Annotated in this window: 20 protein-coding genes and 1 pseudogene; 4 read left to right on the forward strand and 17 right to left on the reverse strand. The window is 51.7% G+C overall.

Annotated features, from left to right (window positions below; genetic code table 11):
• Positions 1-143 precede the first annotated feature (143 nt).
• Entirely contained in the window at positions 144-1283 is a 1140-nt protein-coding gene (locus IT527_RS08885) for a ribonucleotide-diphosphate reductase subunit beta (protein WP_292968179.1), read from the reverse strand.
• Between the two features lie 40 nt (positions 1284-1323).
• Positions 1324-4191: a ribonucleoside-diphosphate reductase subunit alpha gene (locus IT527_RS08890; protein ID WP_292968180.1), complete on the reverse strand. Its 2868-nt coding sequence runs from the start codon at positions 4189-4191 to the stop codon at positions 1324-1326.
• Positions 4192-4439: 248 nt separating this feature from the next.
• Here IT527_RS08890 and IT527_RS08895 point away from each other — a divergent pair, with 248 nt between their 5' ends.
• Complete coding sequence (locus IT527_RS08895; RefSeq protein ID WP_292968181.1) at positions 4440-7874, forward strand: acyl-[ACP]--phospholipid O-acyltransferase; 3435 nt, start codon at positions 4440-4442, stop codon at positions 7872-7874.
• A 100-nt stretch (positions 7875-7974) separates the two neighbouring features.
• Here IT527_RS08895 and IT527_RS08900 read toward each other — a convergent pair whose 3' ends face one another.
• The 5 genes from IT527_RS08900 to IT527_RS08920 form a co-directional block, all read right to left on the reverse strand.
• On the reverse strand, positions 7975-8364 hold the full coding sequence (locus IT527_RS08900; protein WP_292968182.1) for a lysozyme inhibitor LprI family protein: 390 nt from the start codon (positions 8362-8364) through the stop codon (positions 7975-7977).
• A 100-nt stretch (positions 8365-8464) separates the two neighbouring features.
• Positions 8465-8743: a type II toxin-antitoxin system RelE/ParE family toxin gene (locus IT527_RS08905; RefSeq protein ID WP_292968183.1), complete on the reverse strand. Its 279-nt coding sequence runs from the start codon at positions 8741-8743 to the stop codon at positions 8465-8467.
• Positions 8743-8952: a hypothetical protein gene (locus IT527_RS08910; RefSeq protein ID WP_292968184.1), complete on the reverse strand. Its 210-nt coding sequence runs from the start codon at positions 8950-8952 to the stop codon at positions 8743-8745. The genes IT527_RS08905 and IT527_RS08910 overlap by 1 nt, the downstream gene beginning before the upstream one ends.
• Positions 8953-9011: 59 nt before the next feature.
• The gene (locus tag IT527_RS08915) at positions 9012-9482 is read right to left on the reverse strand and encodes a lysozyme inhibitor LprI family protein (protein ID WP_292968185.1); all 471 of its coding nucleotides are present in this window, start codon (positions 9480-9482) and stop codon (positions 9012-9014) included.
• Between the two features lie 45 nt (positions 9483-9527).
• Entirely contained in the window at positions 9528-9941 is a 414-nt protein-coding gene (locus IT527_RS08920) for a hypothetical protein (RefSeq protein ID WP_292968186.1), read from the reverse strand.
• A gap of 49 nt (positions 9942-9990) precedes the next feature.
• On the opposite strand from IT527_RS08920, the pseudogene IT527_RS08925 reads away from it, so the two are divergent.
• Positions 9991-10200, forward strand: a pseudogene (locus IT527_RS08925) (IS3 family transposase); the annotation flags it as partial.
• A 46-nt stretch (positions 10201-10246) separates the two neighbouring features.
• Here IT527_RS08925 and IT527_RS08930 read toward each other — a convergent pair.
• From IT527_RS08930 to IT527_RS08940, 3 genes are all read right to left on the reverse strand, one after another.
• Complete coding sequence (locus IT527_RS08930) at positions 10247-12055, reverse strand: ABC transporter ATP-binding protein (RefSeq protein ID WP_292968187.1); 1809 nt, start codon at positions 12053-12055, stop codon at positions 10247-10249.
• Positions 12056-12231: 176 nt separating this feature from the next.
• Positions 12232-12684: a single-stranded DNA-binding protein gene (locus IT527_RS08935; RefSeq protein WP_292968188.1), complete on the reverse strand. Its 453-nt coding sequence runs from the start codon at positions 12682-12684 to the stop codon at positions 12232-12234.
• Complete coding sequence (locus IT527_RS08940; protein WP_292968189.1) at positions 12685-14043, reverse strand: MFS transporter; 1359 nt, start codon at positions 14041-14043, stop codon at positions 12685-12687. It abuts the gene before it with no gap.
• Positions 14044-14158: 115 nt separating this feature from the next.
• On the opposite strand from IT527_RS08940, the gene uvrA reads away from it, so the two are divergent.
• Together uvrA and IT527_RS08950 are read left to right on the forward strand one after the other, a co-directional pair.
• Positions 14159-16996 carry an excinuclease ABC subunit UvrA gene (uvrA, locus tag IT527_RS08945; protein WP_292968190.1) on the forward strand — a complete coding sequence of 946 codons (2838 nt, stop codon included), beginning with the start codon at positions 14159-14161 and terminating at the stop codon, positions 16994-16996.
• The gene (locus tag IT527_RS08950; RefSeq protein WP_292968191.1) at positions 16993-18264 is read left to right on the forward strand and encodes a glycerate kinase; all 1272 of its coding nucleotides are present in this window, start codon (positions 16993-16995) and stop codon (positions 18262-18264) included. The genes uvrA and IT527_RS08950 overlap by 4 nt, the downstream gene beginning before the upstream one ends.
• 43 nt (positions 18265-18307) lie before the next feature.
• On the opposite strand, the gene hemB is transcribed toward IT527_RS08950, so the two are convergent.
• From hemB to dapC, 7 genes are all read right to left on the reverse strand, one after another.
• Positions 18308-19315, reverse strand: a complete 1008-nt coding sequence (hemB, locus tag IT527_RS08955; RefSeq protein WP_292968192.1) for a porphobilinogen synthase — start codon at positions 19313-19315, stop codon at positions 18308-18310.
• A 144-nt stretch (positions 19316-19459) separates the two neighbouring features.
• A complete protein-coding gene (yihA, locus tag IT527_RS08960) occupies positions 19460-20131 on the reverse strand; it encodes a ribosome biogenesis GTP-binding protein YihA/YsxC (RefSeq protein ID WP_292968193.1) in 672 nt (223 codons plus the stop codon).
• 31 nt (positions 20132-20162) lie between these two features.
• Entirely contained in the window at positions 20163-20912 is a 750-nt protein-coding gene (locus tag IT527_RS08965) for a type III pantothenate kinase (RefSeq protein ID WP_292968194.1), read from the reverse strand.
• Between the two features lies 1 nt (position 20913).
• Entirely contained in the window at positions 20914-21903 is a 990-nt protein-coding gene (locus IT527_RS08970) for a biotin--[acetyl-CoA-carboxylase] ligase (RefSeq protein ID WP_292968195.1), read from the reverse strand.
• A 178-nt stretch (positions 21904-22081) separates the two neighbouring features.
• Positions 22082-22432 (reverse strand): small metal-binding protein SmbP, encoded by a 351-nt coding sequence (gene smbP / locus IT527_RS08975; protein WP_292968196.1) that lies wholly within the window; start codon positions 22430-22432, stop codon positions 22082-22084.
• A gap of 193 nt (positions 22433-22625) precedes the next feature.
• Entirely contained in the window at positions 22626-23447 is an 822-nt protein-coding gene (dapD, locus tag IT527_RS08980; RefSeq protein WP_292968197.1) for a 2,3,4,5-tetrahydropyridine-2,6-dicarboxylate N-succinyltransferase, read from the reverse strand.
• A 26-nt stretch (positions 23448-23473) separates the two neighbouring features.
• Positions 23474-24673: a succinyldiaminopimelate transaminase gene (dapC, locus tag IT527_RS08985; protein ID WP_292968198.1), complete on the reverse strand. Its 1200-nt coding sequence runs from the start codon at positions 24671-24673 to the stop codon at positions 23474-23476.
• Positions 24674-24686: the final 13 nt, after the last annotated feature.

The following is a 24686-nucleotide window of genomic DNA, read 5'->3' on the forward strand; positions in this document are numbered from 1 at the left end:
ATAAAATGAACGATTCGCTCGCATAATTGGTTTCTGAAAAGAAAAAAGGCTGGTCACCTGTATTTTTTAATTTTAAAGTGAACCAGCCGGCCCGTCGCGTATTCTACATCATTTTTCAGATTGGCAATCGACAGATCAGCATCTCAATCCCAGCTTAATACGCCCCCTGTCTGATATTCAATTACACGCGTTTCAAAAAAGTTTTTTTCCTTTTTTAAATCAATCATTTCCGACATCCATGGAAAAGGGTTGTTTGCTTCCGGAAATAACGGATCAAGACCAATCTGGTGGCAGCGGCGATTGATAATGAAACGCAGATATTCCTTGAACATCGGCGCATTCAGTCCCAGAACACCACGCGGCATGGTGTCTTCAGCGTAGCGATATTCCAGTTCCACTGCCTTGCGCATCAATGTGCTGATTTCTTCACGGAATTCGCGTGTCCACAAATGCGGATTTTCGAGTTTTATCTGGTTGATGACATCGATACCAAAATTACAGTGCATGGATTCATCTCGCAGGATGTACTGATACTGTTCGGCCGCTCCTGTCATCTTGTTTTGCCGGCCAAGGGCCAGAATCTGTACAAAACCGACATAGAAAAACAGCCCTTCCATGATGCAGGCAAATACGATCAGGCTTTTTAGCAGTTGCTGGTCAGTTTCCAGTGTGCCTGTCCGGAATGAAGGGTCCGTGAGCGTGTCGATAAAGGGGATCAGGAATTCATCCTTGTCACGAATCGATCCAACTTCATGATAGGCATTAAAAATTTCACCCTCATCCAGGCCGATTGATTCGACGATGTACTGATAGGCATGTGTATGGATGGCTTCCTCGAATGCCTGACGCAACAGGTATTGGCGGCATTCGGGGTTGGTGATATGCCGATAGGTCCCCAGCACGATATTGTTGGCTGCCAGTGAATCGGCCGTAACAAAGAAACCCAGATTACGTTTGACAATACGGCGCTCATCCTCGGTCAATCCGTTGGGATCTTTCCAGAGAGCGATATCCCGGTTCATGTTGATTTCCTGCGGCATCCAGTGATTGGCACAGGCTGCCAGATATTTTTCCCACGCCCACTTGTATTTGAATGGCACGAGCTGATTGACATCCGTCTTGCAGTTGATGATACGTTTATCTTCGACAGACACACGGCGATGATTTTCTGTCGGTATTTCATTATCCGGAAATTCCGGTTTTGCCATTTTTTCAAATGAGGGTGGAACAGTGCCGGTAAGGTTATTTTTTGACAGGCGTATTTCATCTTCAAAAGTCAGCATGGTTTAGCTCCTTGGATGTTCAGTGGATTCTGATGTGTAATTACTGGCAGGCTTCACATTCGGGGTCGTCGATCGCACATTGCTTGGGTGCTGTATGGGTTGAACCGGCTGCGTACGGTTCATGTTGTGCAGGGACCGCATTCAGTGTGCTGGTATGCACTGTTGATTTTTCCGCGGTGGTTGCTCCCAGCGCACGCAAGTAATAAGTTGTCTTGAGTCCGCGCAACCAGGCAAGCCGATACAGCTCATCCATTTTTTTACCGGAGGCGCCTGCCATATAAAGATTGAGGGATTGCGCCTGATCAATCCATTTTTGTCTTCTGGCTGCCGCTTCAACCAGCCATTGGGGGTTGATTTCGAACGCAGTCGCGTAGAGATGGCGCAAATGCTCCGGCACCCGGTCAATTTTGCTGACTGCACCATCATAATGCTTGAGGTCAGCGATCATGACTTCATCCCATAAATCCTGTTTTTTCAGATCATTTACCAGCCACTGGTTGACGATCGTAAATTCACCGGAGAGATTGGATTTGACATACAGATTCTGATAGGTAGGTTCAATACTGGCGGAAACGCCGATGATGTTGGAAATGGTTGCAGTCGGCGCAATCGCCAGACAGTTGGAATTACGCATGCCGTGCTGCCTGATCCGCTCACGTAAAGGTGCCCAGTCCAGTGCAGAAGACGTATCAACCTCCACATGGCCCCCCCGTTCTCCGTACAGCAATGCCAGCGTGTCCTGCGGCAGGATACCGCGATCCCACAGACTGCCCCGGTAGGTCGCGTAAGTGCCGCGCTCTTCTGCCAGCTCAGTCGATGCCCAGTAAGTGTAATACGCAACGGCTTCCATTGATCTGTCTGCAAATTCGATCGCTTCCGGAGAAGCATAGGAAATGCCCAGTTTATGCAGACAATCCTGAAAGCCCATAATCCCCAGCCCCACCGGGCGATGCCGGAAATTGGCGTTACGCGCTTTTGCCACGGCATAAAAGTTGATGTCGATCACATTGTCCAGCATGCGCATGGCAGTTGTAACCGTCTGCTTGAGCTTGACCTGATCCAGCTTGCCATCGACGATATGGGCCAGCAGATTGACGGACCCCAGATTACATACAGCGATTTCCTTTTCGCTGGTATTCAGCGTGATCTCGGTACACAGGTTGGAACTGTGCACAACGCCGACGTGATTTTGTGGCGAACGGATATTGCACGGATCTTTGAAGGTAATCCACGGATGGCCGGTTTCAAACAGCATGGTCAGCATTTTGCGCCACAGCTGCTGTGCCGGGATACGCTTGTGTAACACCAGTTTGCCTTGTGCCGCCTGCGCTTCATAAGCGATATAGGCTTCTTCAAACGCTTTACCGAATTTTTCATGCAGATCCGGCACGTCGGATGGTGAAAACAGCGTCCATTCCTGGTCATCCTGCATGCGTTTCATGAACAGATCCGGTACCCAGACAGCGGTATTCATGTCATGTGTTCGCCGGCGGTCATCGCCGGTATTTTTGCGTAATTCCAGAAATTCCTCGATATCAAGATGCCAGGTTTCCAGGTAGGCACACACTGCCCCCTTGCGCTTGCCACCCTGATTGACCGCCACCGCTGTGTCCGATACCACCTTGAGAAAAGGTACCACCCCTTGTGATTTACCATTGGTGCCCTTGATACGCGCACCCATTGCTCTGACCGGTGTCCAGTCATTGCCCAGCCCGCCCGCAAATTTGGACAGCAGCGCGTTTTCCTTGATGGCTTCATAGATGCCATCGAGACTGTCCGGTACGGTGCTGAGATAACACGAGGATAATTGCGAGCGCCGTGTGCCGGAATTGAACAGGGTCGGTGTTGAGCTCATGAAATCAAATCTGGACAACAGGTGATAGAACTCGACAGCACGTGCCTCACGATCGATTTCATTTAACGCCAATCCCATGGCGACACGCATAAAGAACGCCTGTGGCAGCTCGATACGCCGCTCGGAAACGTGCAGAAAATAGCGATCGTACAAAGTCTGCAGGCCAAGATAGCCAAACTGCAGATCACGATCCGCCACCAGCGCTTCCGACAACTGTGAAAGATCAAACTGGCTCAAACGCTCGTCCAGTAATCCGGCTTCAATCCCTTTGCGGATAAATTCAGGAAAATACTCGGCATAACGTGACTGCATGGCTTCATGCGCCACTTCTTCTCCCAGAACCTCGTGACGGATATTGTCGAGCAAAAGCCTGGCCGTCACAAAACTGTAGGCAGGCTCTTTCTCGATCAGTGCGCGCGCAGACAGGATGGCTGATTTTCTGACTTCCCCTGCAGGTACGCCATCATATAAATCCTTAAGCATCGCCTTGACGATCAGCCCGGCATCAGCCACATTGCCCAGATTCTGGCAGGCCGATTCGATGCGTGCCTTCAACCGGGCGGAATCAAGCGGAATCCTTTGTCCATTTTCCACAACATGCAACACGGCTATCTGTGCTGAAGCAGGTTGCTCCTTCTGCTGTCTGGCCCGTTCACGCGTCCGCTCTTCCCGGTACAGCACATACGCGCGCGCAATATCATGATCGCCTGAGCGCATCAGCGCCAATTCGACCTGATCCTGAATATCCTCGATGTGAAACGTACCCCCCTCCGGCTGCCGGCGGGTCAGGGCATGTACGACTTCTCCGGTCAGTTGCGCCACGATCTCACGCACACTGGAAGAAGCCGCACTTTGCCCGCCCCGTACAGCAATGAACGCTTTGGTCAGCGCGATGGAAATCTTGCCCGGCTCAAATGCCACCACGGCACCATTGCGACGGATAACTTTATATTGTGAGTAATTCTGCCGGACTGCCGGCAAATCAGTCATCTCTTCCATAAAATTTTTCTGGTGAGTGGCGTGGGAAGAAAGCGTCTCTGTGGCGAGTTGCATGGTCAAATTCTCCTGTGCGATCCGATGGTGCTGCTGATCGAAAAATGGTCGAAAATCAAGTGGCTGGAAAGGAAATGGCTGAACACTGCTGAACACCCGATAACACAACATATTGTGTCTGACAGAACGAAACAATGGTACCTGTTGTGAAATGCTATTGTCAACAGCAGACAGAGTTTTGTCATGATGCTAGGGTTTCCGGGGGGAGTTCCCTATAATCAGGAAATCACTATCCGGGAGGGTTCGTTATGCACTCAAGTCAGTGGAAGCTGCTTTCGAGCAGGCGTTTTCTGCCCCTCTTTTTTACCCAGTTTCTGGATGCGTTCAACGATAACGTTTTCAAGAATGCGCTGGTTATTCTGATCACTTATACCACCGCAGAAAATGCGGGGCTGAGTCCGCAGATCACAGTGACACTGGCAGCCGGTATTTACATTCTGCCGTTTTTTCTGTTTTCTGCGACTGCGGGCCAGCTGGCGGATAAATGGGACAAGGCGCAACTGATTCGCTATGTCAAATTTGCCGAGCTGGTGTTACTGGGGGGGGCTGCTGTCGGTTTTTATCTGAACAGCATGCCGCTGTTAATGGTTTTGCTGTTTCTGATGGGAATACAGTCTACTTTTTTTGGCCCGCTCAAGTACAGCATTCTCCCGGATCAGTTGCACCAGGATGAACTGATCAGCGGTAACGCACTGATTGGCGCCGGTACATTCGTTGCTATTCTGATTGGCACGATTACGGGTGGTCTGTTCATCCTGGCGGAAAATGGTGGAATGATCGTATCCGGCCTGACGATCGGGGCTGCTTTTGCCGGCTGGCTGTTCAGCCTGTTCATTCCTCCGGTCCGCCCGGCAGCAGCGGATACGATTGTGAACTGGCATATCCTGGAAGAAACGCGTGTCATTATTCATCAGGCGCGCAAAAATACCATCGTGTTTCATGCCATTCTCGGCGTGTCGTGGTTCTGGCTGTTTGGTGCAACGTTTCTGTCGCAATTTCCAACATTTGCCAAGGACATTGTTGGCGGGAATGAGCAGGTTGTCACGCTGTTTCTGACACTGTTTTCGGTAGGCATCGGCATCGGTGCGCTGCTGTGTGACAAGCTGCTCAAGGGTGAGGTTGCTGCAACCTATGTGCCTCTGGGCATTCTGGGAATGGCTGTTTTCACTATCGACCTGTATTTCGCCAGTACATCACTTGTACCCGCAGCCGGCGGGGAGCTCATTGGCGTGTCGGGCTTTGTGGAATCGTTTGCTCACTGGCGCATCATGTTTGATCTGTTGATCATCTCAATCAGTGGTGGTCTTTATATCGTACCGCTGAATGCCCTGATCCAAAGTTGTGCCGAACCTTCTCACCGTTCACGCGATATTGCTGCCAACAACATCATGAATGCCCTGTTCATGGTGGTTTCTTCGATAGGTATCAGCATCATGCTGGCGCTGGATTTTACCGTGCCGGAGGTTTTTCTTACCATTGCACTGTTAAATGGTGTGGTTACAGTTTATGTTGTACAGCTGCTGCCGTATGAGCTGACCCGATCCCTGCTGCAATGGGGGTTTCATACGTTCTATCACCTGAAAATCAATGGACTGGAACATTACCGGCAGGCAGGAGAGCGGGTGCTGATCGTGGCCAATCACCTGTCCTTTCTGGATGCGGCGTTGCTGAGTGTCTGCTTCCCCGAGCGCCTGTGCTTTGCCATCCATTCCGGCATTGCGCGTAAATGGTGGGTCAGACCGTTTCTGTTTCTGGCAGATACGGTCGCGCTGGATCCGACTAATCCCCTTTCCACACGTCAACTGATCGAGCGGGTCAGAAAGGGGGACAGGGTGGTAATTTTTCCGGAAGGCCGACTGACCATGACCGGGGCGCTGATGAAAATCTATGAAGGTCCGGCCATGATTGCAGATAAAGCCGGTGCAAAATTACTCCCGGTCAGTCTTTCCGGTGCCCAATACACCCCTTTTTCCCGCCTGAAAGGGAAAGTGAGGATACGCTGGTTCCCGGAAATCACGGTAACCGTTATGCCGCCGGAAAGCTTTGATCTGCCGGAGCCGGTGCGTGGCAAACGCCGTCGCCGTGCAGCCGGGCTAAAGCTGTATGACATCATGACCACGGCAACTTTCCAGAGCAATACCATCCGGCAAACTCTGTTTCAATCCCTGCTTGATGCAGCGGCTACGCATGGCGGAAAGCACGTTATCGCGGAAGATATGGAACGTCGCCCGCTGAATTACCGGCAACTGATCACGCGCAGCTTCGTTCTGGGCACCGTTCTGCGCTGCCATACCCACACGCAGGAAAACGTGGGAATCATGCTGCCCAACATGGTAAGTAACCTGATCTGTTTTTTCGCGCTGCATGCGTTTGGGCGCGTGCCAGCCATGCTGAATTTTTCTGCCAGCTCAAAAAATCTGGTAACCGCCTGCCAGGTGGCACAAATCCGAACAATCATCACCGCACGCCGGTTTATTGGTGCCGCAAAATTGCAGGGGGTGGTAGACAGCTTGAGAGTGCAGCAAATCACGCTGATTTATCTGGAAGATCTGGCACAGCATATGCATTGGTGGCATAAGCTTGCAGGAGGAGTGGCCGGGCTGCTGCCCGGATTGTGTTATCGCTGCACCGCTGCCCGGCGTGACCCGGATGCACCGGCAGTCGTTCTGTTCACCTCCGGCTCGGAAGATGTGCCTAAAGGCGTGGTACTCAGCCATACCAATCTGCAGGCCAATCGCTTCCAGGCATCTGCCCGGATTGATTTTGGTCCATCTGATCTGGTATTCAATGCCCTGCCGATTTTCCATTCGTTTGGTCTGACAGGCGGCACGCTGCTGCCGGTGCTGTCCGGTATCCGGATCTTTTTGTATCCATCACCCCTGCATTACCGGGTTATCCCCGAGCTGGTCTACGATACCAATGCAACTTTACTGTTTGGTACGGATACCTTCCTTGCCGGTTATGCGCGCTATGCCAATGCCTACGATTTTTACAGCATTCGCTATGTATTTGCCGGCGCTGAAAAGCTGCGTGACAGCACACGCAGGCTGTGGTCGGAAAATTTTGGTGTGCGTATTTTTGAAGGCTATGGCACGACGGAAACCGCACCCATCCTCAGTTTGAACACGCCCATGCACAACCGTCCCGGATCGGTCGGCCGCCTGTTACCCGGTATTTCCAGCAAACTGGAACCTGTCCCGGGAATTATGCAAGGGGGCAAGCTGCTGGTATCCGGACCGAATATCATGCTGGGCTATTACCTGGCCGCCAATCCCGGGGTAATCATCCCGCCGGTGGGGGGCTGGCATGATACTGGTGATATTGTTGAAATCAACGATGAAGGCTATGTTTTCATCAAAGGGCGTGCCAAGCGGTTTGCCAAAATCGGTGGAGAGATGGTTTCACTGACGGCGGTGGAAGAAGCGATTAACCGGTTATGGCCGGGTTATGGCCATGCCGTCATCCAGGTTCCTGATACGAAAAAAGGTGAGCAGGTTATTCTGGTGACGACTCACCAGCAAGCGGATCGCAGTGAAATCATCACCTATTTCAATCAGAATGGCCTGGGAGAACTGGGGATACCGAAAAATATTCTGTATATAGACAAACTGCCGCTGCTCGCCACCGGCAAAACCGACTACGTGGCACTGTACGAACAGGTGCTGCAACAGGGCGATCTGTGATTGCATTTAAGCAGCAATGCAGGTGCGCTGTCTGCTTTGTCGCCCCCCGGATAAATTGAGAGCCTCGGTCTTTTTTGTCAAACCAGCTTGCTGGATCTATTTACCGGCTGCCCCGGCACACATCACCTTCTTTCGCAGTGAGCCAACCCGAAAGCTGCTCAATACGGTGGTTAACCAATGCGGCTTGCTCCAAACAACTGCACATTGGGTAGATCGAACCGTATTCCTCACGCTTGTTATCAGCGGGGTAAATCGCCTCCAGCTCGGCATCCCGAAACGCCAGCCAGGCACGCTGCGCCTTGCGTAACTTAGCTGTGAAATTGGCATCATCTTTATGCTGTTTCAACACTTGCTGGTAAACAGCGTTGAGTTTTTTATCTGCCGCCTGATATGTTGCACACGCATCATCATTGAGATCAGCTTGTGTTTGCGCATTCGCAGTTACGCATAAAAGCGCACCGACAAAAAAGACGATAAATCGAATATTCATTTTATTAAGATCCAGTAATCAAGTTTAAAGGCGCAGTTCGACAGCAATGTATTTTCTGGAATTTTTTCGCAGTTATTTGATCTTGGAATAGCTTAAGAAATTATTTGTCTTGGCGTTTGAGATCGCGATAAAAATTTTCGTGTTGGCCAAAGGCCAGCAGTTTCAGACTGCTCTCGTCAAGAACGCGATAAGCCAGCATACACAACTGATTCGACAAGCGAAATTTGTAGACTCGGATGTCCTGCAGATCTCCCACTTTCGCTTCACCGCTCTCGGGGTGGTCAGCGATGGTGCGCACGGCTTCATCCAGTTCGGATTTTTGACGGGGACGCAGCTTTTTGATAGCACGCTCGAATACAGGGGTAACAAGCAGCTGCATCAGCCGAATTTATATTCGCCGACAGGCTCCTCTTGATCAGCATGCAGAATGTCGTGAATCATGCTGAACGGCAAATCGGGATTTTCCTCGGCAATTTTACCGATCCGCGACCAGTATTCGATTTGCTTGGGTACCGAGCGATGCTGGATCTGCGCATGATGTCTGGCTTGAGCAACCAGATCCTCTGATAACTTTACATTTATAGACATACCACCTCCTGATAAGGGCCCATTATAGTTCTGCTGGTTCCATAAAATAACCTCGATGATTAGCGATTGTTGGTGGTACGTTTAATGTTTGAACTGAGTTTCGTCGTAAAGTGAAGGCGGATAGGCCAACCGAGTGCCTGGCTACCGGATGTTCGGTACGCATTCTCTCCTTCCGCAGTGAGCCAACCCGAAAGCTGCTCAATATGGTGGTTAACCAATGCGGCTTGCTCCAAACAACTGCACATTGGGTAGATCGAACCATATTCCTCACGCTTGTTATCAGCGGGGTAAATCGCCTCCAGCTCGGCATCCCGAAACGCCAGCCAGGCACGCTGCGCCTTGCGTAGCCTGGTCGTGAAGTCGGCATCGTCTTTATGCTGCTCCAAAAGTTGCTGATAGATGGCATCGAGCTTTTTGTCCGCTTCTCGATACGCCCCACACGCATCATCATTGAGATCAGCTTGAGTCTGTGCGTTCGCGACCGCATATAAAAGCGCACAAGCAAAAAAGGTTCCACTGCGGACTCGCACGGTGGGTGGTGTGAAGCGGGGGGTTAAAAGTTCTCGGCTACCCGATTATGTGTTTTCATCAGATTCGGCAGCGGATATCTGAACATACAAGACTGAAATCCCTCCATCATCGTCCCCAGGTGGCTGATCCAGCACATCATCCCGACCTTGGCCCCCATTACCAATACTCCTCAGATAATCAGGAGGGTTTTCTCCAGCTATGAAAAAGCACGCATCCAATGTTTTTGTATTTTGACGAGAGAATCCCTTTCCCAAACCAGAATGACCACGCTTGGCACATTTCTCTTTCGTTATTTCCAGAAGATCCCAAATCATTTTTGACCAATCTTCAGTTAACAAATTCTTATCACTTATTACCTTGCCTGCATCAAAGATCAGGAAATCAATAAATTCCTCCGAAAAATTCTTTGTGAGAACTATTGATTGATTCGCAACTGCACACCCAAAGGGAAAATGCATAGGATATCCTCTCTTAACTGGGCTGTCCGGTTTCATTAAACCACGTCATTGGGATAATTCAGTAGCCGAGAGCTTTTTCGGTAGCCTTAAACGGGAGCAAATCCATTGGCAATGCTACCTGACCTGCTATGCAGCACAGCAAGATGTGCTGCAGTATATTTCCATGTTTTATAACAGCCAGCGACTGCATTCATACCTGGGCTACAAAAGTCCAAACCAATATGAGGCTGAAAGGGAAATGTTGAAATATGTTGCTTAACTGGAGTGTCCGGTTTTACTTGACCAGGTCATTGTAATCATTTTCGTCAACTATCCTGTTCCGTTTCTTCGACCAGAAATCCATCTGCCTGCCGGCTCCAGAGTTGGGTATAGGCACCGTTGACAGCCAGCAGTTGAGCGTGACTGCCATCCTCGATGATGCGCCCGCGGTTGAATACCAGGATGCGATCCAGGTGTGCGATGGTGGAAAGTCGATGAGCAACAACAATCACGGTTTTGTTTTGCATGAGTGTATCCAGACTGTTCTGGATGGCCTGTTCGGTAATCGAATCCAGACTGGAAGTGGCCTCATCCATGATCAGGATGGGTGCATTTTTTACAATGACACGGGCAATGGAGATACGCTGCCGCTGGCCGCCAGAGAGTTTCACGCCACGTTCACCCACCAGTGATTCGTACTGATTGGGCATACGTTCGATGAATTCGTGTGCATCGGCACCGCGTGCGGCCAGTTCAATCTCCTCTCGTGTGGCATCGGGACGGCCATAGCGGATATTTTCCAGCAGCGTGCGATGAAACAGGCCGGGATCCTGCGGAATCAGGCTGATTTGTTCATGCAGGGATTGCTGGGTAACATCCCGGATATCCTGACCATCGATCAGGATACTGCCCTGCTGAGGGTCGTACAGCCGCAGGATCAGGTTGAGCAATGTCGATTTGCCTGAGCCGGAGTAACCCACCAGCCCTACACGCTGTCCGCCCTCGATACGCAAATCGAGGTTCTCAAATACCGGATTGTCGGGAGAATAGCCGAAGGTGATGCCGCGCAGCTCGATGCAGCCGCGGGTAATGTGCAACGGCTGCGCGCCGGGGCGATCGACGATTTCATGTTCACGCACGATGATGCCCACCCCGTTGGCAATATTGCCGATGTATTCGAACAGATCGATGAAACGGCGGCTGATATTGCGCACTTCCCCGATGATCAGCAGCGAGAGGCTGACGCTCATCACAAAATCGGCCACGGAGATCTGGTTCTGCTGCCACAACCACAAGGCAAACAGCAGTGTACCCACCTTGAGTGTCAGCGCCAGCAGGAACTGGAACCAGAGTATTTTCTCATTCGACCAGAGCCAGCGCCGTGAAGCGGCAATTTCATTGTTCAGGAAACTTTCCAGGTAACCGCGTTCGAAACCGAGCATGGCGAACAGCCGTACGCTGGCGAGGTTGGTAACGGCATCCACCACTTTGCCGACGGTAATGCTGCGTGCCTCAGCCGATTTATGCGCCAGCGGCCGGCAGCGCCGTGCCAGCCAGTAGGAAATACTCAGATAGAGCAATGCCCATGTCAGCGTAAATAGCGAGAGGGGGATACTGGCGAACCACAATAGTGCGATTGAGACGGCCAGCGTGACGACAATCGGTAAAAAATCAAATACCAGCGTCCATAATGTCATATTGACGCTGGTCGAGGTTTCCGAGATGCGGCTAGCCAGCGCACCGGCGAAGTTGTTACTGAGGAAACGATGCGAATGGTGCTGCAGATAGGCATACAGCTCGTTTGTCACCTGTGCCCGCAAGCGGGGTGCAACGACAATGCGGCAGGAGGCACCGGCGCGGCTGAATATCACTTCACCGAGGTTGAGCAGCAGATAAAGCCCGAGCGGAAAAGCGACTGCCGAAAAAATCTGTTCCCGTGCTGTCAGGGTATCGGTCACACCACCGACAATCTGGCCGATGGCATACGGTGTCAGAATACTGCTGGCAGATGAACCGATTTCCAGCACCACGACCAGCACACACCAGCCGTAATAATGCCGGAAGAAATGCAGCAGAAAGGCAAAAGGCTCGCTCGGCAATGCCGGCGCATGTACGGGATGATGAGATTCGTCCATCAGAGACGACGGGAAAAGAATATTGGTGGTGCCGAAAGTTGTATCTTGCGGTACCGGCTTTACAGACGGATAAATCCGATACCGGCCGCGATTATCGGGCCGGATCAGTTATTACAAGTTTTGCTCAGAACAGTGGAATATCCGGGCGGCTGGCGATCCTGCAAACCCCGTTAATTTCAGAACGGAATATCATCTTCCATATCATCAAAACCCGTACCTGCCCTGGCGGGAGGAGTATTCGTGTATTCCTGATCTCCACCGGCCGGGGGTTCATAGTTACCGCTGCTGCCGCCGCCGGAGCGGCCTCCCAGCATCTGCATGCGGTCGGCAACGATTTCAGTGGTATAGCGTTCCACGTTGGATTTGTCGGTCCATTTACGGGTTTGCAGGCGGCCTTCGATATAAATTTGCGAGCCTTTTTTCAGGTATTCACCGGCGATCTCGGCCTGTTTACCAAACATGACTACCCGATGCCACTCCGTGCGCTCCTGTTTTTCGCCACCTTTGTCTTTCCAGGTGTCGGTGGTGGCGATATTCAGGTTTGCCATGGCATCGCCACTGGGCATATAACGAATTTCCGGGTCACGGCCAAGATTGCCAATCAACATAACTTTGTTCAGTGATGCCATCTATTTGTTTCCTTCCAGTAACTGAGTCACTTTTTCTTCATCAAATCCCTTGAGATCAACTTTCAGGTAAGCCACCTGTTCACTGGCCAGTACAAGGGCTTCATAAACACCGGGTAACGCTGTCAGTTCACGTGACAGAGTACTGGCTTCATCCGTATCCATTTTTCTGACCTGATACATTTTGGAACGGACAGCAGCCGGTGCCTGCATGGTAACAGCCAGAATCAGCCACAAAATCAGTAATATACTGCACATGGCTGCCAGAGCGTAAAAACCGAAATGCTGAAACAGGTATCCACCTAAACCGGAGCCGACAAACGCTCCCAGAAACTGTGTGCTGCTGTAGATACCGATTGCTGTTCCCTTGGCGCCAACCGGTGCGATTTTTGAGATCAGGGAAGGCAGGGTGGCTTCCAGCAGATTGAAGGCAGCGAAAAACAGCAGCAGCGCAAAAACCAGTCCCCAGAACCAGGTATTAAAGACGGCCAGTAAAATTTGTGCCAGCAGCAGCAGCGCAATGGCAACAATAAAAACCTGTTTCAGCCGGGATTTTTTTTCTGCATAAATAATGGCAGGTACGATCAGCAGTATGGAACCCACCATGACCGGAAAATAGACCTTCCAGTGGTCAGCCGCAGCCAGGCCAGTTTCCTTCAGGGATAGTGGAATACTCAGCCAGAGCGCCATCAGTACTGCGTGCAGGGCAAAAATACCATAGTTCAGCCGCAGCAGCTGCACATTGCGAATGACGCTGCCAAAGCGGTTGGCGGTTACTTCAGTATCCGAGTGAAACCGGCTGATGACCGGATCGGGCACTATTTTGTACACCACCCCTATTGCGAGTATGGCGAGACATCCGGTAATCACAAAGATACCAGGCACACCGACCCACTGATCCAGCAGGGGAGCGATCACCAGTGACAGCGCAAAAACCACGCCGATGCTCATGCCGATCATCGCCATCGCTTTGGTACGATGTTCTTCACGTGTCAGATCGGCGGCCAGTGCCATCACTGCAGCTGAAATGGCACCGGCTCCCTGAATGATTCGTCCGAAAATCACGCCGTAAATGTCAACTGCCGTGGCGGCAACAAAACTTCCCAGCGCAAACAGCACTAATCCGAGATAAATGACCGGTTTGCGGCCGAGGCGATCGGACAGCCAGCCGAACGGGATTTGCAGGATCGCCTGCGTCAGCCCGTAAGCACCCAGTGCGATGCCGATCAGTGTGAAATTATCGCCACCCGGCAGCCCTTTTGCGAAAAAGGTAAAAACCGGCAGAATAATGAACAGGCCGAACATGCGAAGTGCATAAACGCCCGCCAGACTGGCGGAAGCCCGCATTTCCACGCGGGACATTTTTTCAGGGAGTTTGGTTGCTGTGCTGGGTGTGGGTGAGGCAGACATGAAGCGTATGTGTGATAAATCCGGGAAGTTAGGTATATTAACAGGTTGACTCACTCTTAGGTAGCCGATGGAACTCATCCGAATCCGTGGTGCACGGACACATAATCTCAAAAATGTTGACCTTGATTTGCCGCGTAACCGGTTGATTGTGATTACCGGATTATCCGGTTCCGGTAAATCTTCACTGGCTTTCGATACGCTGTATGCGGAAGGTCAGCGGCGCTATGTTGAATCGCTTTCCGCTTATGCCAGACAGTTTTTGCAGCTGATGGAAAAACCGGATGTGGATCTGATTGAAGGATTGTCGCCCGCCATCGCCATCGAGCAAAAGGCCACTTCCCACAACCCGCGTTCCACTGTGGGAACCGTCACTGAAATACACGATTATCTGCGTCTGCTGTTTGCCCGGGTGGGAGAGCCGCATTGTCCGGAACATGGTATCGGGCTGGCGGCACAGAGTGTTTCGCAAATGGTTGATCAGGTTTTGCAGTTACCGGCAGATACCCGCCTGATGATACTTGCGCCGGTGGTCACCGGGCGCAAGGGAGAACAGGCAGAGCTGTTCGATGAGCTGCGTGCACAGGGATTTGTGCGTGTCCGGCTGGATGGAGAAGTGCACGATATTGATGCATTGCCGAAACTGCAAAAAACCAAAAAACATACGATCGAAGTCGTCATTGATCGCCTGAAAATCTCTCCGGATGCCAAGCAGCGACTGGCGGAATCATTTGAAACCGCGCTGCGTCATGCCGAAGGCAAGGCACTGGCAGTGGAAATAGATAGTGGCAAAGAACATCTTTTTTCAGCCAGATTCAGTTGTCCGGTGTGCAGTTATGCCTTGTCCGAGCTGGAACCGCGTCTGTTTTCCTTCAATAACCCTGCCGGTGCCTGCCCAAAATGTGACGGGCTGGGGCAGATTACCTTTTTTGATCCGGCGCGGGTGGTGGCTTTTCCGTACCTGTCACTGGCTGCAGGCGCCATTCGCAGCTGGGATCGGCGTAATCAGTTCTATTTCCAGATGTTGCAGGCGGTGGCAAGCCATTATCAGTTCGATCTGGAAGTTCCATTTGAACAGTTGGGTGAGGCTGCGCGGCAGGCCGTTTTGTATGGCTCCGGTAAGGAAAAAATCACTTTTACCTATCTCAACGAACAAGGCCGTGCACACCAGCAGACACACCCTTTCGAGGGCATTATTCCCGGCCTGGAACGTCGTTACCGGGAAACTGAATCACAAACCGTACGCGATGAGCTGGCCAAATTTATCAATGCGCGTGAATGTCCGGAATGTGCCGGCACACGCCTGTGTCTTGAAGCACGTCATGTTACGGTCAATGGCGAGATGATTTTTACTGTCAGTGCCTGGCCGCTGCGGCAGGCGAAACAGTTTTTTGATGATATGCAGCTGTCAGGTCACAAACAGGCCATTGCAGAGCGCATCATCCGGGAAATTTCCAGCCGTTTGCAGTTTCTCAATAATGTCGGGCTTGATTACCTTTCGCTCGATCGTTCCGCCGATACGCTTTCCGGTGGTGAGGCGCAGCGTATCCGCCTTGCCAGCCAGATCGGCTCCGGTTTGACCGGGGTCATGTATGTGCTGGATGAACCTTCAATCGGACTGCATCAGCGTGATAATGAACGCTTGCTGGACACACTCAAACACCTGCGCGATCTCGGCAACAGCGTCATCGTGGTGGAACATGATCAGGACGCCATTCTGCTGGCGGACCATGTGGTCGATATGGGCCCCGGGGCAGGTGAACATGGCGGGCGCGTGGTTGCAGAAGGCACACCTGCGGCCATTCAGGCCAATCCAGCCTCACTGACCGGGCAGTATCTCTCCGGCTGGCGTTCCATTGCCATCCCGGCTGCGCGTACGCCGCCTGATCCGGAGAGAATGCTGACTATACGTGGCGCAAGTGGTAATAATCTCAAACAGGTTGCACTTGATTTGCCGGTCGGGCTGCTGGTGTGTGTGACGGGTGTTTCAGGTTCAGGAAAGTCCACGCTGATCAACGATACGCTGTATCGCGCTGTTGCACGGCATCTGTATGGCAGTCAGACTGATCCGGCGGCCTATCAGAAAATCGACGGACTGGGTTTTTTCGATAAGGTGATCGACATCAACCAAAGTCCGATCGGGCGTACCCCTCGTTCCAATCCTGCCACCTACACCGGCCTGTTTACACCCGTGCGTGAATTATTCGCCGGTGTGCCGCAGGCACGTGAACGCGGCTATACCCCGGGCCGGTTTTCGTTTAATGTCAAAGGCGGGCGCTGCGAAGCCTGTCAGGGCGATGGTGTCATTAAGGTGGAAATGCATTTTCTGCCGGATATTTATGTCGCCTGCGATGTTTGCCACGGGCAGCGTTACAATCGGGAAACACTGGAAATTCAATACAAAGGTAAAAATATCCACGAAATCCTGCAAATGACCGTCGAAAATGCACGTACATTTTTTGAAGCCGTTCCGGTTATTGCGCGCAAACTGCAAACCTTGCTGGATGTGGGGCTGGGATATATCACACTGGGGCAATCCGCGACAACGCTGTCCGGTGGTGAGGCGCAGCGTGTCAAGCTGTCTCTGGAGCTGTCCAAGCGCGATACCGGCCGCACGCTCTATATTCTGGATGAACCCACCACCGGCCTGCATTTCCAGGATATTGACCTGTTGCTCAAAGTCCTGCATCGCTTGCGTGATAGCGGCAATACGGTGGTCATCATCGAGCATAATCTGGATGTGATCAAAACAGCTGACTGGATCATTGATCTCGGCCCGGAAGGGGGTGCCGGAGGCGGCAGAATCATCGCCGAGGGTACACCGGAAGCCGTGGCAGCAATACCCGGCAGCTTTACCGGCCAGTTTCTCCAGCCACTGCTTTCCGGCGTAATCCAAATTACTTCATGAATCCGCGCGAACTCCTGCTTGATAGTTTTCATGCCGCCATTGGCGCGGCTGATCCGCTGAAAATTGTCCCGTCTCATCTGCCTGAGCCGCCAAAAGGTAATACGCTGGTGGTCGGTGCCGGTAAAGCGGCAGCGGCCATGGCGCGAGCAGTGGAAGAAAACTGGCCGGCGGGTAATCCTCTGGAAGGAATTGTGGTTACCCCTTATCGCCATGGCCTGACAACGAACAGCATCATGGTAATTGAAGCCAGCCACCCGGTACCGGATACACAGGGAGAAATGGCTGCCCGCGCCATGCTGGAATCGGTACGTCTGCTCGGGCCGGATGATCTGCTGCTGGGGTTGTTCAGTGGCGGGGGCTCCAGTCTGTTGTCCGCACCTGTTCCCGGGGTAACGCTGGATGAACTGAAATCGATCACTCGCCAGCTGTTGCGTTGCGGCGCTGCAATTCAGGAAATCAATATTGTGCGCAAGCATTTGTCCGTCGTGCTGGGTGGCAGACTGACAGCGGCCAGTCGGGCACCGGTACAGAGTCTGATTATCTCGGATGTTACTGATAACGACCCCTCGTCCATTGCATCCGGGCCGTGTGCACCGGATGCTTCCACCTGGCGGGATGTGCTGGCACTGATTGAGCGCTATGCAATTACCGTTTCTCCACATGTTCTGCAGACTTTGCAGGAAAACAGTCGTACAGGACGAAATGAAACCCTCAAGCCGGGAGATCCGGTTTTCAGAAACGTAAAAAACAGGATTATCGCCACAGCGCGACAATCACTCACGGCAGCCGCTCAGTTTTTTCGTATGCAGGGCGTTACGCCGCTTATTCTGGGTGACACGGTTACCGGGGAAGCCAGGGAAATTGCCAGAATGCAGGCAGCTATCGTGCGGGAAGTACGGCATTACAGTAATCCGTCCAAACCGCCTGTCGCTCTGATTTCTGGTGGGGAAACCACGGTAACGGTCAAAGGGTCGGGTAAGGGCGGGCGCAATACCGAGTTTCTGCTCTCGCTTGCTATCGCGCTCAACGGACTGGAAGAGGTGTATGCACTGGCCTGCGATACCGACGGTATCGATGGCAGCGAAACCAATGCCGGTGCAATTATTGCCCCGGATACCCTCCACCGGGCTGGGCAGGCCGGCATTGATCCGATCACACTACTGGATAACAACAACGCCTGGGCTTTCTTTAACCTGCTTGGCGATCTGGTTGTTACCGGTCCAACCCGTACCAACGTCAATGATTACCGGGTAATTCTTATTTTGTGATGTGCCAGGGGTGATCCATTTAATGGCGTACGGCAATCCGGTTTCACTGGCGTTCCTGCAACCAGGTGGCAACTTCCATTGCAAAATAAGTCAGGATTGCATCGGCGCCGGCACGTTTGAATGACAGCAGCGCCTCGGTAACACAGGCTTTTTCATCCAGCCAGCCGTTCATGGCAGCCGCTTTCAGCATGGCATATTCACCGCTCACCTGGTAGACGAAGGTGGGCACACCCAGCTCGTTCTTGACTCTGCGTACAATATCAAGATAGGGCATGCCGGGTTTAACCATAATCATGTCCGCCCCTTCCTGGATGTCCAGCCCTGCTTCCCATATTGCTTCATCTGAATTGGCCGGATCCATCTGGTAGGTATGTTTGTTGCCTGATCCCAGCATGGCGGCCGAGCCGACTGCATCACGGAACGGGCCATAAAAACTGGAAGCATATTTGGCTGAATAAGCCAGTATCCGGGTATGAATAAAGCGGTCACGGTCCAGTATGGAGCGAACAGCACCTATCCGGCCATCCATCATGTCGGATGGGGCCACGACATCCGCACCAGCCTGAGCGTGTGATAATGCCTGTTGCTTCAGCACGCTGACAGTTTCATCATTCAGCACATAACCGTTCTCATCAATCAACCCGTCCTGGCCATGGCTGGTATAGGGATCGAGTGCCACATCAGTGATGACTCCCAGCTCGGGAAAATGTTTTTTCAGTTCTTTTACAGTGCGGGGTACCAGACCATTGGGGTTATATGCCTCATCGGCAGTCAGGTTTTTCAGGGAGGAATCGATTACCGGAAAAATTGCCAGTGCAGGGATTCCCAAACGCAGGCATTTTTCAGCCTGAAACAGGAGCAGGTCGATACTTTGCCGGACAACCCCGGGCATGGATGCCACCCGTTCTTCGCGCTTACTGCCATCCAGTACAAATACCGGATAAATCAGATCATCTGCCTGCAGATGGTTTTCGCGAACAAGACGGCGGGAGAAATCATCCCGGCGGTTACGGCGCATTCTTTTTTGTGGAAACTGGCTGAGAAAGGTCATGTTTATTAATTAAAAATAAAAAATTGATATGTAATGGAACTAAATTAACTGAGGCCTGCTCTTATGTGCAGGTAGTCGGTAATTGCTGCCTCTCGCCTTCCCTCCCTGAGGCGAGGCCTTACAAACAAGGCGATTCTCCCCGGCTCAATCCCCTTTAGCCGGGGTTTTTTTTTGATCGCTGATTTCAGCGTTATTCTGCTGCAGTACGCCGGATTCTCCTGCATCAAACCAGTTTTGCAATAATTGCGAGGCTTCCTCCACTCCGCTTGTTTTCAGGCTGGAAAATGTCTGGACGGTGCAATACGGGTAATTGGCAGACAAAAATCGCCTGACTTTGTTCAGTGTCGCCAGTGCCGCACTCCTGCTTAATTTGTCTGCTTTGGTCAGCAGTATGTGTACCGGTTTTTCTGTCTGCCTGAACCAGTCCAGCATTTGCAGATCGAGTTCTGTCAGCGGATGGCGAATATCCATGATAAGTACCATGCCGTACAGCGGCTGGCGGGTTTGCAGATAAGTGCTCAGCAGATGTCCCCAGTGCTGACGGACAGCCAGCGGTACCTGGGCATAACCGTATCCTGGCAGATCAACCATGAAACGTCCTTCCGCAAGCCGAAAAAAATTGATGTGCTGCGTCCGGCCGGGCATTTTGCTGACAAAGGCAAATCGTCCCCTTCCCACCAGTGTGTTGATTGCACTTGATTTCCCGGCATTTGAGCGCCCGGCAAAAGCAACTTCAATTCCGGCGGTTTTTGGTAAGCCCTGTAACTGGTTGACCGTTGTGAAAAATTCAGCGTGTCTGAAAAGCGGGTGTGTCATGGTGTCCTGATAGATAACGTGTTGCAGGTGGCTATTCCTGTTCTCCGGCAATAATAATCAGCCCTTCCAGCACCAGATTATCCACAATCTGATGCGAAATACGTATGTGGGGAGCCAGAAGTGCGGCACCGCCACCCGTCAGGATGATTTCTGCCGGTATCTGCCCGTTTGAATAGCTGGAAAGCTGATCATGCATTCGTTCCAGTGCGCCCGTCAGCGCCTGGATCATGCCACTGAACAATGCGTTTGCAGTATTGATCGGAAAATTCTGGAAACTGCCTGAATTCGGGATGGCGAATGTTCCGGCACGGCCTGCCAGCGCCTGTTTCATGGTATCCGGCCCGGGTACAATAATACCTCCCAGGAATTCGCCTGTGGCAGCCAGTGCATCAGCTGTCATGGCGGTACCGATATCCACAACCAGACACGCGCGCTGTACTCTGTGCCGTGCGGCGATCAGTGCCATCCAGCGATCACATCCCAATTGCTCCGGGCGGGTATAACGATTGATGACACCGCACTGGCTGGCTTTGGCGCTAATCAACCTGGGCGGTACCTGCCATGGTTGCAGTAATACTGCTAAATCCTTTTCAGCCTGTAGCCCTGCCACGTTGGAAATCAGTACAAGCGATGGTATCGGTAACCGGGTCCAGCTTTGTTTCAGCATCATGCGCCGGTCTTGCAATGTGCTGCCATTAGCCAGCCAGCGTTCACCATCGTGCAATCCCCATTTGATGGCAGTATTACCGGAATCAATCGCCAGTACAAAAGAAGTGCTCATGTTATGCCAATCCGCGCAGGGAGATTTCCCCGCTTCTTAATTGCACGATACCTTCGGGGGTATTGACCAGCAAGGCCCCATCCGGGGCTACGCCGGTTGCGATACCATCCCTGCTGGAGCCATCCGGAAAACGGATCTGCACTGCTTTATTCTGATAGGCATGACATTGCACCCATTCCTCAGCAAAAGGCTCAAAACCGTGTTGTTCAAATATATCCAGCACCCCGATCAATTCTTTCAGTAAAACTGCCAGCAGCTGATTTCTGTCCGGCATTTTTCCGGTAACACTGGCGATATCGGTTATCTTTTGATCAACCCGATCTTTCGTAACGCTGGAAAGTTTAAGGTTCAGCCCGATACCGATAATCACGGTGCCCGGGCTCAGCATGTCGCCGTGTAATTCGATCAATATCCCGGCCAGCTTGCTGGAGCTGGACAGCACATCATTTGGCCATTTCAGCGAAACATCGCTTATACCAATCCTTTTCAGGGCGCGAACAATTGCCACACCCGTCGCCAGACTTAAGCCGGAAAGTGCATTGACGGCACATTGTGATGGCCACAGAACCGAAAAAGTCAGGCTGTCTCCCAATCCTGATGACCATGAACGCCCCCGACGGCCACGCCCTTGTGTCTGCAGTTCTGCTGCCAGAACCTGCCTGACCCGGTTAGCGGAAGCAGCTTGACTGACTGCACGCTGTAACAGTAGCGAATTGGTTGATTCGACTATATCTGCAATTTCTATTTGTACGGAATCAGCATGATCGGCAAGATGCCGGTATATTTGCGCGCTATCCAGCCATTGCACCGGATTCAGCCAGTGGTATCCGCGCCCGGGAATTTTATGGATTGTCAGGCCGTAATTTCCCAGGTCTTGCAGCGCACCGGAAATGCTTGCACGCGAAACATTCAGTGCCTGTCCCAATGTTGTACCGGAGTGGAAATTACCATCGCTCAACATTCTCAGGATGGCAAACGTCAGTGGCTTCATGACAGGTTCCGGGCTGCTTTTACAAACGTTTCCGATTTATCCGGCACGGACAATTCTGCTGCAGGTGTTGTCACTATTTGGCAGATCATAATGAAAAAAGCGGATTGCTCCGCTTTTTTCCGGGTGTGCCCCTGATTCTGCCAGAGGCACACGTGTTTCAATAATACTGCTGCTCAGCTTAACGCTCGGAGGCACGCAGGTGCTCGATTGCTTCTTCCACATGCTTGGTAGCCACGCCAACATGGCCTTCTTCACCATGCTTGATGGCGTCTTCCAGGTGTTTGATTCCATGAACAATGTGCTCAGTGCCTGCGCCCTTGGCATTATTGGCTGCCTCTTTAGCGTGTTCCAGACTTTCCCGGGCATGCTCAAGCAATTCCTTAACATGGCCTTCTTTGCCATGCACCACCGCTTCATCAGCGTGCTTCAGTGCTTCATCAACATGAACGGTATGCGAATCGGCATATACCTGTGTACTCAAAAGCAGTGCGGTTGTTAAAGCTGCAATTATTTTTATCAGGGTTTTCATAATAGCTTCTCCTCTTTGTATTAGTCGTTCGGGGTGTATGAATTTTCAGTCACAACACGGTGAATGCAGGGAAAAGCTGACTAACGTACAAACCGGACCCCGCCGCCCACTTTATGAAATCCACACACTTGTTTTTATATCACAGTTCATTGCCAGCAGATAGTATTACGAGTATTTACGCTGGTGTAACTGATCAGATACCGCGCAACAACTCATTGATACCGGTTTTAGAACGGGTTTTGGCATCGACCTGTTTTACGATTACTGCACAATACAGGCTGTAGCGGCCATTTTCAGCCGGTAAATTACCGGAAACCACTACTGATCCCGGAGGGATCCGGCCATAGGTAACTTCACCGGTTTCGCGGTTGTAAATTTTGGTGCTCTGGCCGATGTATACCCCCATTGAAATTACTGAATTTTCACCGACGATTACGCCTTCGACAATTTCGGAACGGGCGCCAATAAAGCAGTTGTCTTCGATGATGGTTGGGCTTGCCTGCACGGGTTCGAGTACGCCACCGATGCCGACACCCCCGGAAAGATGTACATTCTTGCCAACCTGTGCGCAGGAACCTACTGTCGCCCAGGTATCCACCATGGTACCTTCGTCAACATAAGCGCCAATATTCACATAAGAAGGCATCAGCACCACGTTGTTTGCGATAAAGGCACCCTTGCGGACCGCTGCCGGTGGAACCACGCGAAATCCGCCATCACGAAAGTCGCGTGAGCTGTAATCCGCAAACTTGGATGGGATTTTGTCAAAATAGTTGGAAAACCCGCCTTTGATGAAGTTGTTGTCTTCCATGCGGAAAGACAGCAGGACAGCCTTCTTGATCCATTGATGAACTGTCCATTCGCCATTGATTTTTTCAGCAACACGCAGTTTGCCGTTATCCAGCATGCTGATAACCTGGGCAACCGATTCCTTCAGGTTGGCTTCAACATTCCGCGGGGTGATTTCGGCACGCCTTTCAAAGGCATTTTCGATGACAGCCTGTAATTGCTCCATGTGACTCCTAACTAAAAATAATCAGATCAGAATTTTCCGGCAATGTCCCTGATTCGCTCCATTGCTTCCATACATTCCGTGACAGTCGCAACCAGTGCGATCCGCACGAAATCTTCCCCGGGGTTGATACCATGTGCCTCCCGTGCCAGATAGCTGCCCGGCAACACAATAATATTTCTTTCACAGTATAAACGCCTGGAAAAATCGATACCGCTGATGGGTGTTCTCAGCCATAAATAAAACCCGGCATCCGGCATGCTGACTGGAAGCGTGTCTCCCAGAATGTGCATGGCACCAGCAAATTTTTCACGGTAGAGTATGCGGTTTTCAATTACATGCTGTTCATCACTCCAGGCGGCGGTGCTGGCCGCCTGTACAGCCGGGTTCATGGCGCTGCCGTGGTAAGTGCGGTACAACAGGAATTTTTTGAGGATAGTTGCATCCCCTGCCACAAAACCGGAACGCATCCCCGGTACATTGGAACGCTTGGACAGGCTGCTGAAAACAACCAGGCGGGGAAATCCGCTGCGTCCGAGTTTTTCTGCTGCTTCCAGTGCACCCAGCGGAGGGTGCGCCTCGTCGAAATAAATTTCTGAATAACATTCATCCGCCGCGATCACAAACCCGTAGCGATCGGACAGATCGAATAAATGTTTCCATTCATCCAGCGTCAATACCTTGCCGGTAGGATTATTGGGGGAACAGATATATGCCAGCTGCGTGCGTTCCCATACCGTATCAGGAAGTTGCGTGGTGTCGATTGAAAAACTGTTTTCCGGTAGCTGGTTGAGAAAATAAGGGGTTGCCCCCGCCAGTAACGCGGCACCTTCATAAATCTGATAAAAAGGGTTCTGACAAACCACTGCCGGCCGGGAGGTACCGTGTGTATCAATAATCGCCTGGGCAAATGCGAATAATGCTTCCCGACTGCCGTTGACCGGAATCACTTCAGTATCAGGGTTGATGGAAGGCAGGTGATAGCGTTTCATCAGCCAGGCTGCGATACCGGTACGTAAGTTATCTGCACCAAGCACGGTGGGATAACGCGCCAGCCCTTCAAGATTGCTGATCAGCTCCTGTCTGATAAATTCGGGCGTGCTGTGCCTCGGTTCACCAATATGCAGCCCGATCGAGGTCAGTGAAGGATCGGCGGGGGTGAGATCCTCAAACAGCCTGGTAAGTTTCTGAAAGGGGTATAACTGAAGATTTTCCAGTGAAGGGTTCATACTTTTTCAAGAT

Origin of the sequence: Nitrosomonas sp., from assembly GCF_020852615.1 — a bacterium.
Lineage (GTDB): Bacteria > Pseudomonadota > Gammaproteobacteria > Burkholderiales > Nitrosomonadaceae > Nitrosomonas.

What these genes read in the sequence shown, in the direction of transcription:
- IT527_RS08935 (WP_292968188.1), bottom strand. Translation starts at nt 12,684, where the DNA reads ATGGCATCACTGAACAAAGTTATGTTGATTGGCAATCTTGGCCGTGAC.
- IT527_RS08895 (WP_292968181.1), top strand. Translation starts at nt 4,440, where the DNA reads ATGCACTCAAGTCAGTGGAAGCTGCTTTCGAGCAGGCGTTTTCTGCCC.
- dapC (WP_292968198.1), bottom strand. Translation starts at nt 24,673, where the DNA reads ATGAACCCTTCACTGGAAAATCTTCAGTTATACCCCTTTCAGAAACTT.
- IT527_RS08970 (WP_292968195.1), bottom strand. Translation starts at nt 21,903, where the DNA reads ATGAAGCCACTGACGTTTGCCATCCTGAGAATGTTGAGCGATGGTAAT.
- IT527_RS08890 (WP_292968180.1), bottom strand. Translation starts at nt 4,191, where the DNA reads ATGCAACTCGCCACAGAGACGCTTTCTTCCCACGCCACTCACCAGAAA.
- IT527_RS08930 (WP_292968187.1), bottom strand. Translation starts at nt 12,055, where the DNA reads ATGGACGAATCTCATCATCCCGTACATGCGCCGGCATTGCCGAGCGAG.
- yihA (WP_292968193.1), bottom strand. Translation starts at nt 20,131, where the DNA reads ATGACACACCCGCTTTTCAGACACGCTGAATTTTTCACAACGGTCAAC.
- IT527_RS08940 (WP_292968189.1), bottom strand. Translation starts at nt 14,043, where the DNA reads ATGTCCCGCGTGGAAATGCGGGCTTCCGCCAGTCTGGCGGGCGTTTAT.
- dapD (WP_292968197.1), bottom strand. Translation starts at nt 23,447, where the DNA reads ATGGAGCAATTACAGGCTGTCATCGAAAATGCCTTTGAAAGGCGTGCC.
- IT527_RS08885 (WP_292968179.1), bottom strand. Translation starts at nt 1,283, where the DNA reads ATGCTGACTTTTGAAGATGAAATACGCCTGTCAAAAAATAACCTTACC.
- smbP (WP_292968196.1), bottom strand. Translation starts at nt 22,432, where the DNA reads ATGAAAACCCTGATAAAAATAATTGCAGCTTTAACAACCGCACTGCTT.
- IT527_RS08905 (WP_292968183.1), bottom strand. Translation starts at nt 8,743, where the DNA reads ATGCAGCTGCTTGTTACCCCTGTATTCGAGCGTGCTATCAAAAAGCTG.
- IT527_RS08920 (WP_292968186.1), bottom strand. Translation starts at nt 9,941, where the DNA reads ATGCATTTTCCCTTTGGGTGTGCAGTTGCGAATCAATCAATAGTTCTC.
- hemB (WP_292968192.1), bottom strand. Translation starts at nt 19,315, where the DNA reads ATGACCTTTCTCAGCCAGTTTCCACAAAAAAGAATGCGCCGTAACCGC.
- IT527_RS08950 (WP_292968191.1), top strand. Translation starts at nt 16,993, where the DNA reads ATGAATCCGCGCGAACTCCTGCTTGATAGTTTTCATGCCGCCATTGGC.
- uvrA (WP_292968190.1), top strand. Translation starts at nt 14,159, where the DNA reads ATGGAACTCATCCGAATCCGTGGTGCACGGACACATAATCTCAAAAAT.
- IT527_RS08965 (WP_292968194.1), bottom strand. Translation starts at nt 20,912, where the DNA reads ATGAGCACTTCTTTTGTACTGGCGATTGATTCCGGTAATACTGCCATC.
- IT527_RS08910 (WP_292968184.1), bottom strand. Translation starts at nt 8,952, where the DNA reads ATGTCTATAAATGTAAAGTTATCAGAGGATCTGGTTGCTCAAGCCAGA.
- IT527_RS08900 (WP_292968182.1), bottom strand. Translation starts at nt 8,364, where the DNA reads ATGAATATTCGATTTATCGTCTTTTTTGTCGGTGCGCTTTTATGCGTA.